The sequence below is a fragment of the Mesorhizobium sp. WSM4313 genome, from assembly GCF_002294725.1.
GTDB lineage: Bacteria > Pseudomonadota > Alphaproteobacteria > Rhizobiales > Rhizobiaceae > Mesorhizobium.
The window spans coordinates 21,800-34,211 of the sequence record NZ_NSFT01000021.1 but is presented as its reverse complement, the minus strand read 5'-3'; the positions used below and the strand labels follow the sequence as shown (position 1 = coordinate 34,211).

Below are 12,412 nucleotides of genomic sequence, written 5' to 3'. Positions count from 1 at the left end.
ACCATCTCACGAAACACCAGGTCCGCTCCTTTGCCGGCCGACGGTCCATGAAATCCCCTCCCCACTCACGACACCGGAGACCTCCTTGCCCACATGGCGCTCAAGCACCGGCCGCCATGGCACCAGCGTGAACTCGCGCGACTTTTCAACGACGGCATATTTTCCGCTGGCAAGCTCGACGGAGCGGCGGAGCGTACCCTCTACTCGTCCTCCGAATCGCGCTTCGGCATAGGGCAGGCCAAGTTCCTCCGACAGTTGGCCAGCAACACGGTTCAGTTCTCGCTGGCGCAGGATCGAAAGCATGTTGGCTCGATAGACGATCCCATCCTGTTCTTTATGCGCGAGGCCTTGCGCGATCAGCCACTGCCGCCGGCGAGCTTGCGCCTCTCTCACGTCGCGGCCGAAGCCGGATCCGTGCAAAGGCTCGGGTCTATCGGCAACCAGCTCCCGGTCGAGCCAGGTGGCGCCGTTGAAGCTGACCTGTCGCTCCAGCGCCATTGAGGAGAGCTTGTCGGCAACGACAGGCTCGGCCCTGGCCCGCTGGCCCTCATAATTCGCGACGCGATCGAGATGGTCCGGCGCGATGAGCCAGGTGCCGTTCGGCTCTCGCTCAACGCCGCCGGTCGCGCGGCGGATCGCCTCCAGCCGCCGCACATGCGTTCGCGCAAAGCTCTCGGTGGCGGATGGGTCATGCTTCAGGTGCATATCGACGTCGTAACGGCCGCCATGCGCGGCGGCGATTTCGGCGATGGTACGATCGACCTGCCTCGGCTCGGTGTTCCTTGGCGCGACACGCACGATGCAGCCATTAGGCATCGTTTCCATCGCCTCGCCTCTACCGATGTTGATCCAATGGCTCTTACCGTCGACGGCGTCGACGATCATGTAATGGCGGTCATTGATCTCGTCGGCCAGTCCACGCGCGACAACGCGACCGACGAGAGACTGGACGGGCTCGCCGGATCGATCGTGGATCACCCAGTCGGCGGCCCTGCGGGCAAGCCCCTTGCCGGTCAGTTCGCGGTGCATGGTCTTGATGATGTCGCCGCGTTCGCCGGTGCGGCGCAGCGTGGCTTCGAGCTCATCGTCGAGGCGCCAGGAGCCAGCGCCGACCTCCGCGGCCAGACCCATCCGCTCGAGCTTGCGCAGCCGTCCCTGGTGCAGCGTCTGGCGAATGGCGTCGGGACCGCCCGGCGAGACCAGGCCGTCATCATCACGCATGCTGAGCAGCCGACGGTCGATGCTGGTGAAGCGTTCCTGCTCCATTTCCCGGCGCAGGCGAAGCTCAATCTCGCGGTCGGTTCGCGGACCGAGATCGAGGCTGACCAGCTCGGCCGCCCGCTCGCGGATGCCAGATGAGATATATTCGCGCGCGATGACCAGGTTCTCGCCACGGTCGTCCCTGCCACGGACGATGATGTGGCTGTGCGGGTGGCCGGTGTTGAAATGATCGACCGCGACCCAGTCGAGCTTCGTGCCGAGGTCTTCCTGCATCTGCGCCATGAGCCGCCGCGTCAGCGCCTTGAGGTCGTCGTACTCGATGCCGTCTTCGGCAGCGACGATGAAGCGGAACTGATGGCGGTCGCCGTCCGCGCGATCGATGAACGCCTTGCCGTCGACGCGGCCGCTGTCGGCGCCGTAGAGCTCGCCAGGTTCACCTTCGCGGGTGACCCCGTCGCGCTGAAGATAGCGTAGATGGGCACGCGCCCCGTCCGCGCCCTTGCCGGCGAGCTTGACGACCCGCGCCTTGACGATCACCCGGCGCTGGCGGAAGGCGGCATACCGGTCGCGCGATTTCAGCAGTGCGGCGGCCGCCCCGCCGCGCCCTGTCCGGCTTCCTGTGAAGCGACCACCGCGTTGCGGCCGGCCGCCAGCCCGGTTGATCGCCGCACGAACCTGGCCGGCATAGCGTTTGCCGGCCTTCGAGCCGCGCGACCCGATTTTGCCGAGCTTCGGCCTGAACTCGTCATCCTTAATGCGAGCCTCCCAGACATATCAAGCAAAATCAGACACTTACACGTCAAACCCTCTTGGCACCGGCGGCAGCCTCCCGGAAAAACGATGTGCAGACAAAGATTTAACCGCCTCCTGGAGGCGGTACCTTTATCTTGCCTTCCGCGCCCAGCCCCGCCAGACGCGCCCCCGTCCGCCATGGCTAACGCACCGGCTCCTTCGGCTGCGCGCCGTCCTTGCCGAGCGGCACGAAGAGATCGCCGTTTCGCACGCCTGAGTGAACACCGTCATGAATGAAGAACAGCGACCGTCCGAGAGGAGCGATTTGCGCCTTTGGAGCGACAGATTGGCTTTCGAACGCCTCGATGTCGGCCGCCGAAACTCCGGCCGCCTTGAGTTGGTCGAGGTACTCGACGGTCTCTTCTGGCAGCGGTTTGCCACGCTTCAAATGCTCGTCGTAGCGCTCGGGACCGGCATTGTAGGCGCCAAACAGGCCAGGAAATCCGAAGCGGTCATACATGGCACTGAGATAGGCCGTGCCGGCCAGGATATTGTCGCGCGGATCGTGGGGGTTAGGCCCAAGGCCGTGTTCGACCCGCATCTCTTCATAGGTGCCGGGCATCACCTGCATGAGGCCCATGGCGCCAGCGGGGGAGGTGATGGGGCGGCCGCCGCGCATTGTCTTGCCGCCGCTTTCGGCAGCCATGACGGCATAGATCCAGGCTTGGGGAATATGGAAGCGCCGGCTTGCTTCCGATACCAACGTCTGCCACTTTCGCAGCTGCGGACTTTGGGAGATGGCGACCGGCTCAGCGCCGGTCGAGGCGGAACAGGCGCATGGCGCAATGGCGATCATGCCCAACAAGAGGAGGGTCACTCGGTCCATAGTGGTACGAGCCTCCCGATGACATTTTGAGTGGGAACAGGCCCGAAATAGCGGCTGTCGAAGGAGCGGTTTTTGTCGCTGCCGAGCAGGAAAACCTCGTTATCCCCGAGCGCTCGGCAGCCGTTCCACCATGGCAAAGGTCGGCCTTCGGCGTCGATTTTGAGCCGGCGCGCGACGATGTCGCCGCCGATGATGATGGCGTCATTGAAGGCGCAGACATTATCGTCCGGCAGCGCTGCAAGACGTTTTGCCAGCGGCACATTGCGAGGCAGATAGCTGCGCTCGGCGGCGAGATACGCCGCGTATTCAGGCGGGCGCACGAGCACGAGATCGCCACGCGCCAGCGCTCCCGCAGCGATGCGGTAAAGGCCGATCGGCGCGCTGGCCGAGGCGTTCCAGACCAGCCAAGGGGCGGGCTTTCCCAGCGCCGTGAAGCCCAAAAGACCGAGACCGGCCGCGGCCAAGGCGACCGTCTTACGGGCTCGAACACGCCTCAGGCGGCTGCCGATCAGATGGATGGAAGGGCGCCGCCTCATGAACGGCCTCCCGTGCCGCCCTGGCCGGAACCGGCCTTGCCATCGCCGGCGATGGAGTGCTGCGGGTGTCCTTTCGACCAATGGTCGAGTTCGTCGATGTGATAGCGGACATAGCGGCCGTGCTTGCGGAATTTCGGGCCGCCGCCCTTGAGCCGCATCTTTTCGAGCGTGCGCTGGGAGAGCCCGATATAGAAGGCGGCTTGGGCTGTGCTGAGAAACGGGCTGCCCTTTTTCGCGCGGGCCGCGCGTTCGTTTTCGTCGTCCATGATGATCCTCGTTTCGCTTCGGACAAGCGAGGGCGAGGATGGGCGAGGGAGATCGTCTCGGGGACGGGCGAAGAGTCGGGGGAGAGTTTTCGCCGCCCTTTAGGGCGGACGGGGTTTGGGTGGAACTCCTGGGAATGAGCCCCGCGCCGGGGCTGCGGCGCGAGGCTCTTATCTCGGCCGGTCAGTCGGCCGGGTTCCAGATGATGGCGTAGGTGTCGTGATCGTCCTGGCCGGCGGCTCGGCCGAGATTGGCGTAGAGCTTGCGCGGTCCGAACTCCGGCGCTGCAATCGACAGGCTCACATAATCCTTGCCGGAAGTCTCGCCGGTGCGGATCCAGCCAGCGCCGACTTCGACCCCTTGCGTAAGCACCCGGAAGTCGGGATGGTTATCGGCGCTCTTGGCCTGGTTGGGGACGATATCGATGTCGGCGCGGACGCTGAGCGTCTTGAACTGGCCCTTGTAGGCGCCGTTTTCCTGCTTGTTGACGTAACCGATCGCGGTCATTTCGAAGTCTCCTTTTGTGGTTTCGCCGGGGACCATCCCCTGCGATGGCGCACCGTAATGGGCGCGTCAGGACCGCCTGAATCCGACAGGGCCGCAGCGACAGTGAAGGACCCGAGCGGGCAGCTTTTTTGTGAGCGAAGCGGCGCGAGGAAGCCGCCGCAGGCGGCGGGGAAAAAAGCTGATGGCGCGAGGGTTTCGGGCGGCCGGACCCGCCCATAGGTCGACAAGCCAGCCGCAGGGATGGTCCTTGGAGAGAGCATGGAGACCGCTCGCCAAGTGCGGTCTGTCAGCCAAGCAGGACGCCGGGATGAAACGGCCTGCAAAGATGCTGCGCCCTTATGCCGGATCGAGATCGTGCCAGCGGGTCGGGCGCCAGAGCAGACATCCGGCATGGTGCGATCTATGAAAGCAGGGCTCGCCAGCGGGAATTTGATACGCGAGGGGGCCAAAGTAAGGCTGGATGAGAAGCCGGTGCTACCTGCAGGTCCAGTGTCATGTGGCGGCGCTCGGGAAACCGCTACGCAATGTAACGCGCTCTTATGAGGCGAACAGACCGGCCCCAAAACCGATCGACCGGTGGTCGGCGCGAAACGCGTCATGCCTGTCCGAAAGCTGACAGTGGCAGAAGACGCATGTCGGGTTCCGCACAATTGACCATGCTGGATTTGTGAGGTTTTCAGGGAGAGCCATGCGTTCACTTCCCAGTGAGCTTTGGCACGGCATTTGCTCTTGATGTGGCAACACGGATCGAAGGTTGACTGCATGCACAAGCGCGAGATGAGCAATGCTCTCCTTTCCTGGAGGCTTGGCAGCAGATTCGATTTGACGTTGCGAGGAGCTTCAGCCGCTCGCGGCGGAAGTGATCTCAAATCTGAAGGCACCGTTGGGGCCGCAGCCATCAAACACATCTTTCTCTTTTTCGCAGCTCGTCTTCAACGCGATGCGGACTTCTTCGCGTCGACGGCGGCCGAAGGTGGAGAAGGGGCTCGACTTGCAAAAAGGAGTTGTCAATGACGTCTTACGTTCGCACCAACAGCCCGGCGCAGGTGCGCTCACTGTCCACCTTTGGCAAGCATCTGCAAAGGAGCGTGCTGACGGCGACGCTGCTTGCCGCGGCTTCGACGGGAAGTGAAGCGCAGCCCTATGTTCGTGCTGACGGCAGCACGACTGACGACTTGGAAGCGGCGCGAGCAAGTTGGCGTCATGACGCCGAATTCAATGGAAATGTGGGGCTCGCAGCCATCAACGCGGATGCCGCGTATGCGTTGGGTTCCACCGGGGAGGGGGCCAGAGCTCCTCGCCTGCCCTCGTCCGTCTTGACGAGTGCCCGCTTACAGCCTACCTCACTATCGCGTTAGCACTCGTCCATCGCGAGTGCTAACAAAAACCCCTCAACAGCGCACCAGGGAAAAATCCGAAAATGGCAAAGTCGAAGTTCCGCCCGCTGCATGACCGCGTGGTCGTTCGCCGGGTCGAATCCGAATCCAAGACCGCTGGCGGGATCATCATCCCCGACACGGCAAAGGAAAAGCCGCAGGAAGGCGAGATCATCGCTGTCGGCTTCGGCGCTCGTGACGAAGCTGGCAAGCTGGTCCCGCTGGACGTCAAGGCCGGCGACCGCATCCTGTTCAGCAAGTGGTCGGGCACGGAAGTCAAGCTCAATGGCGAAGACCTTCTGATCATGAAGGAATCCGACATCATGGGCATCATCGGCTCATATCAGGCCCTTTCGTCAACTGAATTCCCGGGCTCGATTGAAGCCCCTGCCAGGAGCTAAAAATGGCTGCCAAAGACGTAAAATTCTCCCGCGATGCCCGCGAGCGCATGCTGCGCGGTGTCAACATCCTCGCTGACGCGGTGAAGGTCACGCTCGGCCCCAAGGGCCGCAACGTGGTCATCGACAAGTCGTTCGGCGCCCCGCGCATCACCAAGGACGGCGTCACCGTCGCCAAGGAAATCGAGCTTGAGGACAAGTTCGAAAACATGGGCGCGCAGATGGTCCGCGAAGTTGCTTCGAAGACCAACGACATCGCTGGCGACGGCACCACGACCGCGACCGTTCTGGCGCAGTCGATCGTCCAGGAAGGCCACAAGGCCGTTGCCGCCGGCATGAACCCGATGGACCTGAAGCGCGGCATCGACCTCGCGGTAACCGACGTCGTTGCGACCCTGATCAAGAACGCCAAGAAGATCAAGACCTCCGAAGAGGTTGCCCAGGTCGGCACCATCGCCGGCAACGGCGATGCTTCGGTCGGCAAGATGATCGCCGAAGCGATGCAGAAGGTCGGCAACGAAGGCGTCATCACGGTTGAGGAAGCCAAGACCGCCGAGACCGAACTCGAAGTCGTCGAAGGCATGCAGTTCGACCGCGGCTACCTCTCGCCCTACTTCGTCACCAACGCCGACAAGATGGTTGCCGAACTCGAGGACGTCTACATCCTCCTGCACGAGAAGAAGCTGTCCAACCTCCAGGCCATGCTGCCGGTTCTCGAAGCCGTCGTGCAGACCTCGAAGCCGCTGCTCATCATCTCGGAAGACGTCGAAGGCGAGGCTCTGGCCACGCTGGTCGTCAACAAGCTGCGTGGCGGCCTGAAGATCGCCGCCGTCAAGGCGCCGGGCTTCGGTGATCGCCGCAAGGCCATGCTGGAAGACATCGCCATCCTCACCGGTGGCCAGGTCATCTCGGAAGACCTCGGCATCAAGCTCGAGAACGTCGGCCTCAACATGCTCGGCCGCGCCAAGAAGGTGTCGATCTCCAAGGAGAACACCACCATCGTCGACGGCGCCGGCAAGAAGGCCGAGATCCAGGGCCGCGTTGCCCAGATCAAGCAGCAGATCGAAAAGACCACTTCGGACTACGACAAGGAGAAGCTGCAGGAACGTCTGGCGAAGCTCGCCGGCGGCGTTGCGGTGATCCGCGTCGGCGGTGCGACGGAAGTCGAAGTCAAGGAAAAGAAGGACCGCGTCGATGACGCCCTCAACGCGACCCGCGCGGCCGTCGAAGAAGGCATCGTTGCTGGTGGTGGCGTCGCGCTGCTGCGCGCTTCGGCCAACATCAAGGCCACCGGCGTCAATGCCGACCAGGCCGCCGGCATCAACATCGTGCGTCGTGCGCTGCAGGCTCCGGCCCGCCAGATCGCGGCCAACGCCGGTGCGGAAGCATCGATCGTTGCCGGCAAGATCCTTGAGAACAAGGGCGCGACCTTCGGCTACAACGCCCAGACCGGCGAGTATGGCGACATGATCGCCATGGGTATCGTCGATCCGGTCAAGGTTGTCCGTACGGCTCTTCAGGACGCGGCCTCGGTCGCCGGCCTGCTGGTCACCACCGAAGCCATGATCGCGGAGGCTCCGAAGAAGGAGTCGGCTGGCGGCGGCATGCCTGGCGGCATGGGCGGCGGCGGCATGGGCGGCATGGGCGGCATGGATTTCTAATCCAGCTCTGGCAGCTTTCGCAACGAGAGGGCGGCATCAATGCCGCCCTCTTTTTTTGCGAACCTCGGTCCGATGAACGATCGACGCCAACGCCGGCCATCGGCGTTAGGGCAACCTCAAAAGAACTGTCGAGTTGGTTGCGCGCGGCTTTGCGTCATCAGAGGCGCAAGGCGGTCGCGTGTGAGGATTGCGCGCTCCCATAGGCGGTTTCGGCATGTGCCTCGCCTTCGACATCGACATTGCGGCCAAGCAGGAAATCGGCGGCTTTCGAGGCATGGCTTGCGGCGCGGAAGATGGCGCGGTTGTCCTCGCGCAAAACCGTCAGCCATGAGCCGATGTAGTCGGCATGGCGCACGGTCGGCTCGATGCCGAGACTGCTGCAGATGAAGGCTGATGCGATTTCGGCGACCAGTTCCTCGCGCGCATAGGTGTTGGACCCGAAGGAGCCGGACAGGTCGCGCGCGAGTCGCCTCGGGTGGCCGGTCCAGTGGCCAAGCTCGTGAAAGCAGGTCCGGTAATAGTCGATCTGGTGGAAGAAAGCCGGCTGCGGCGGCACCTGTATGGTGTCGCTGCCGGGCATGTAGAAGGCGCGCTCGCCGCCGACGCGAAAATCAGCGCCGGTTGCATGAATGAGCGCCTCGGCCTGCGGGACCATCTCGCGCTCAGGCAGAGGCTCGCCGGCGGCGTAAAGATGTTCGGGCAGATTATCGCACTGCGCGACATTGAAGACGGTGAAGCGCTTCAGGAAGGGCACCGCCTGCGGTTCGTCGCCATCGGTGTCGGCGCGTTGCTTTTCGTTCTTGGGAACAAAGCGGTCAGCGTGAACGATGGTGGTGCCGTGCTCGCCCTTCCTGACATTGCCGCCAAGCGAAAGCGCCTGCCGGAAGGTGAGCCAGTTCTGGCTGGGGAAACCGCGCTCGATGACCGCGCCCCACAGGATCAGGATATTGATGCCGGAATATCGGCGCTGGGTGGCCGCATTCCGCGGCAGGCCGAGGCCTGTCCTTGCCCTGCCCCACGGCTTGACCCATGGCACGGTGCCGCGCTCCAGTTCGGCAATGATGCGGTCGGTGATTTCCTGATAAAGGCTGGCGCCGGTGCGCCCGCCGCTGTCTGCGCCAGCCTGTCGGCTGCCGCAACGTTTGTTGTTTGCACGCATCGTGATGTCCTCCGCTCTACAATCGCGCGCCCTCCCCGGAAGCGGGGTGGGCGGCAAAAGCGACCGGAAAGGCCCGCCGTCGGAGGCGGACTGCATCAGCAGGACCGGAACGGAGTGGAGGACCCGAAAGCGACAAGCGAAGGGTTGCGGGACGCCGCGGCGGGCCTAGAAGGGAGTGCTGCCCACCCTGCGCCAGGGGGAAGGCCACAATAGAAAGACGCCGGCCGACAGGCCGGCGACCGTCAGCAGCCGAAGGCTGCCCCGCGCCAGGGGGCGATGCCGCAGGGCCAAGACCGCCTGAGCTTGCCGAAGAAAAGCGGGCTCGGTTCACGAGCACCCGGCCAGCGACTTCAGGCGCGGGCGCTCAGGATTGTTGTTGGCGCCCACGGCAGCTGGATGACCGCAACAAGATTACGAGGAGCGACAGCAAAGCCAGCTGCCACAAACGGCACGCTCCGGCAACAACAGCGTGGCCGGTCTACAGATGCTGCCCCGCACGAGAGCCAGCACGCTTTGAGCGCGCATCGGCGATGCAAGCGTTGCAAGCTGGCCATGTCCACAAGGTCGGCGACCACTATATCGCCGACCACCAACGCGGGCGTACCGTCTAAGTGCAGACCTTTCGCGAGTGCGCGGACGCGCGCATTTCATCTGCGATGGCCGGATCTTGCATTCCCGCTTGAGCTGCTCAACGTCAAGGCCTACACGCGCTGCGATCTTGAGAGTGACCCTTCAACTGGGGGAAATCATAAGGGCGCGGTGGAATTCGTCGAACTTTCCCTGTTTTCTCGAGGCGAGTGCGGCGAAGGCTGGGAATTGGGAATCCGGTCCCAGGACCGGGAACTGTTTGATCACAAGCTTCAGATTGGGCTCATGCTTGAAGGCTTTTTGGTAGTTGATATCAGCCAGTCTGCAATGCGGACAGTTGTGGTAGTCATTGAATATGACCAGAACGGCATCGCCTTGCGGGTTGCCGGCGATTGGCGAAGGAGATCGTTGTCGAATGCGCCGCTCCACTTTTGCCTGTCGGTCGACCACGCCTGCCGGTGCAGGTTCGCGCTATATTGGCTCGCCAGCAAGGCGAGGAGTAAAAGAAGAGCTGCGACAGTGATGGCAGTCGGCTTAGACATGAGTCTCCAATCCATGGACGGCGTGGCAGCAACGGCCGCCTTTTTGGTGTAAAATGGGTCAGTTTTGATCGTGCCCCGCAGTTGCTACAGGCGCACAGGTGCCGGTGCGATCTGGCGGTTTCTCAAATACGGCTTTGCGCCATCGGGTCCACCCCAATAGCTGAGCGTCGTTCGCACGGGGAATTGTGTTCACCACGCCGGGCGACTTGACCGTCCACCGCCAGAGCGCTGAACGGTCCGCTAGTGAGGCGCTCCCCGAATCGTCGTTTATCCCGCTCGCCCCGGACCGGGTGACAGCCAGCGTTGCCGCTACGCTGCGGAGAAAAACCGTCAGCGCGTGGCATTCGGACATAAGCTGATCGACGCCAAGAATAAGCCCCACGGAGGTGACCGGTGCGGCCGGAACAAGAAAGAGCGTTGCAGCCATTGTGACGAGGCCTGCACCGGTAATGCGGGTTGTTCCGTTCGAAGGGAACAATGCGACAAACAGCATGAGGATCCGGCAGCCGATCGGGAGATCAGTTTTCGTCGCTTGGGCGATGAAAAGGGCGGCGAGCATCATATTCGTGCCGTCCAGATTGAATGGAATGAGACCCACGACCGAATGCGTGGCGCCGGCCTTTTCCATCTTCTCCATGAGCGAGGCCAGCGCGGCCTCTGAGGAGGACATTGCGAGCAGCAGCTCGTCCTTGATGTATCGGACGAGAGAGAAGAGCGAGCGGCCGTTGTAGCGGCAGACCGCGCCGAACAGGATCGAGAGGAACAGGACCGAGAGGAACAAGACTTGCAGGATGTCGCCTTCCGCGAAGGCACTGGCAATCGTTGACGGGATGATGTTCATCAGGAAGCTGGTCACGGACTGCTCGTGAGCCGTGGCCACATAGCCCTTAACGGCTTCGACATCGAGCGAGGCCGGATCGATGTTGAGGCCGGCGCCAGGCTGAACGATATTCGCGACAATCAGCCCGACAAGGAGTGCTAGCGTCGAGAAGGTAAGGAAATAAACCATCGCCTTGGCGGCAACTCGGCCGACCTTCTGCAGATCGCTCATGCCGGCAATGCCGGTCGCCATTGTCAGGAAGATGACAGGTACGGTGATTATCTTGACGACATCGACGAAGGCATCGCAGAGCGGCTTCAGGCTGTGGCCGGTCTCCAAATGGAAATAGCCGATTGCGGCACCCAGGATTATGGCGGCAAGTACCTGCACGTAGGTCCGGGCAAAATGGCGCTTGCGGGGCGCTAAGATCGCGCGGGGAACTCTTGGAACCAACACCGTCTCTCTCCTTGACCGGATCGGGGTGGGGCTCCTCCCTCTCCCATGCAGTGCTCCGGTCGAACGCTGCGCCCACTTCGGCGCAAACGATGTGCCAAATAGCAAGAGGGGAAAACGCGCAGGACCTCACGCAATGCTTGCGATTCGCTCTCCCACACTCGTGCAGTGGTTGCCTGTCGCAACTATGGAAGGGTCGATTCTGGGAACTCCAAAGGCCGCTCTTTGCGTCGACGCAGCTTGGCTGCCTGGAAGGTTCCCTCTTTGCCTTGCGGTCTGCGAGCTGGGTCCAGATGGTCATCATTTGGCTGCGCGCTGCACGGGGCTCGAAAGATTCAATCGAGGACGGGTCCTCTTGGAAAACGGGGGCAGCGTTGGTCAAGCCCTTCCACCCTGCTGTCCCAATGGTGTTCAGAAGCTCAGTTCACGATCAAGCGATGGATCAGCGTCATCTGGCGTTTGCGCCATCGCGGCGGCGTTGCAACGGGTCTGCCAAAGATGAGCAGGCCGCGAGGCAGGGTCCGAGACCTAGACTCCAACCTCATAGCGCGCTCGGCTCGCGTTCGGAAGGTTCGAACCGCAGCACGATCAGGTGGCGACACCGTTGGTCGGAACCGGAACCCGACGAATGATCGTTCGTGACCGACATCTGTGAACAAGCAGTATGTGTCATTGCAATCACCACCCGTTGCGCGGAAATGCCCATATGGCCGTGAATGAACTGGATTTGGTGATTTTCCAGATGGCGGTGGAAAGCGTCCGCTTGCTCTCTTCAAGCTTTGATGAGAAGGCGGCTGAGATAGCCACGAGGAGCCGTGGTAGCCTTCTTTTTGACGTGCGGGTGGACGGTGACCTGGAGGTCCAGCGAGTCGCAGCCATTGGATATCCAGGCGACAAGATCGGTGTGGTGGCATTGGACCGAGAGGGCCTTGTTAGCTGTTGTTGCCTTGTCAATGGCACCTTCTCACCTTTCATTGCACCGTTGGAGAACTGGACCAGCATGCCCCTTTCGATGCAGGCCCAGATCGATGTCACAGGCTATGCGAGGCTCCTTCTGGCCGCCTTGCGAAATGCTGGACATATGCTGGACAGGTAGCATCGCGATGATGTCTGTGATGAGATGGTGCAAACGGCTGGATGAGGCGATCGCTTGCTGGCAGCTTTGGCAACAAAGCGATCGGTGAGTTCGCAATGCTGGAACACGTCCTTTAGACTCTGCAGTTAAGTTAGCGGACTACCATCTGACGAATGCCCTCTGACAGTCTGCAT

At 62.3% G+C, this 12,412-nt stretch carries 11 protein-coding genes and 1 pseudogene; 4 read left to right on the top strand and 8 right to left on the bottom strand.

The features are described 5' to 3' along the window. Positions 1–6 precede the first annotated feature (6 nt). From rlxS to CK219_RS27995, 5 genes are all read right to left on the bottom strand, one after another. Positions 7–1,977 (bottom strand): relaxase/mobilization nuclease RlxS, encoded by a 1,971-nt coding sequence (gene rlxS / locus CK219_RS28015; protein WP_063169238.1) that lies wholly within the window; start codon positions 1,975–1,977, stop codon positions 7–9. 178 nt (positions 1,978–2,155) lie between these two features. Beyond that, the gene (locus CK219_RS28010; protein ID WP_024505647.1) at positions 2,156–2,839 is read right to left on the bottom strand and encodes a lytic transglycosylase domain-containing protein; all 684 of its coding nucleotides are present in this window, start codon (positions 2,837–2,839) and stop codon (positions 2,156–2,158) included. Continuing rightward, positions 2,827–3,375: a S26 family signal peptidase gene (locus CK219_RS28005; RefSeq protein ID WP_024505646.1), complete on the bottom strand. Its 549-nt coding sequence runs from the start codon at positions 3,373–3,375 to the stop codon at positions 2,827–2,829. The genes CK219_RS28010 and CK219_RS28005 overlap by 13 nt, the downstream gene beginning before the upstream one ends. Beyond that, positions 3,372–3,641, bottom strand: coding sequence for a helix-turn-helix domain-containing protein (locus CK219_RS28000; RefSeq protein ID WP_024505645.1), 270 nt, complete (start codon positions 3,639–3,641; stop codon positions 3,372–3,374). Before CK219_RS28000 ends, CK219_RS28005 begins: the two co-directional genes overlap by 4 nt. A 181-nt stretch (positions 3,642–3,822) precedes the next feature. Further along, on the bottom strand, positions 3,823–4,146 hold the full coding sequence (locus CK219_RS27995) for a DUF736 domain-containing protein (RefSeq protein ID WP_024505644.1): 324 nt from the start codon (positions 4,144–4,146) through the stop codon (positions 3,823–3,825). Between the two features lie 1,010 nt (positions 4,147–5,156). Between CK219_RS27995 and CK219_RS31500 the strand changes: the two genes are divergently transcribed. The 3 genes and pseudogenes from CK219_RS31500 to groL all read left to right on the top strand — a co-directional run bounded on the left by CK219_RS31500 (position 5,157) and on the right by groL (position 7,581). Then, positions 5,157–5,504 carry a hypothetical protein gene (locus CK219_RS31500; protein WP_063169239.1) on the top strand — a complete coding sequence of 116 codons (348 nt, stop codon included), beginning with the start codon at positions 5,157–5,159 and terminating at the stop codon, positions 5,502–5,504. Positions 5,505–5,566: 62 nt separating this feature from the next. Further along, positions 5,567–5,860: pseudogene (gene groES, locus CK219_RS27990) on the top strand (co-chaperone GroES); the annotation flags it as partial. Between the two features lie 65 nt (positions 5,861–5,925). Further along, a complete protein-coding gene (gene groL / locus CK219_RS27985) occupies positions 5,926–7,581 on the top strand; it encodes a chaperonin GroEL (protein WP_063169240.1) in 1,656 nt (551 codons plus the stop codon). A 157-nt stretch (positions 7,582–7,738) separates the two neighbouring features. Here groL and CK219_RS27980 read toward each other — a convergent pair whose 3' ends face one another. The 3 genes from CK219_RS27980 to CK219_RS27970 form a co-directional block, all read right to left on the bottom strand. Next, positions 7,739–8,740, bottom strand: coding sequence for a zincin-like metallopeptidase domain-containing protein (locus CK219_RS27980; RefSeq protein WP_063169241.1), 1,002 nt, complete (start codon positions 8,738–8,740; stop codon positions 7,739–7,741). 732 nt (positions 8,741–9,472) lie between these two features. After that, positions 9,473–9,757 (bottom strand): thioredoxin domain-containing protein, encoded by a 285-nt coding sequence (locus CK219_RS32415; protein WP_224570942.1) that lies wholly within the window; start codon positions 9,755–9,757, stop codon positions 9,473–9,475. 171 nt (positions 9,758–9,928) lie between these two features. After that, positions 9,929–11,143 (bottom strand): cation:dicarboxylase symporter family transporter, encoded by a 1,215-nt coding sequence (locus CK219_RS27970; protein ID WP_210326676.1) that lies wholly within the window; start codon positions 11,141–11,143, stop codon positions 9,929–9,931. 706 nt (positions 11,144–11,849) lie between these two features. Here CK219_RS27970 and CK219_RS27965 point away from each other — a divergent pair. Beyond that, positions 11,850–12,239, top strand: coding sequence for a hypothetical protein (locus tag CK219_RS27965; protein WP_024505560.1), 390 nt, complete (start codon positions 11,850–11,852; stop codon positions 12,237–12,239). Positions 12,240–12,412: the final 173 nt, after the last annotated feature.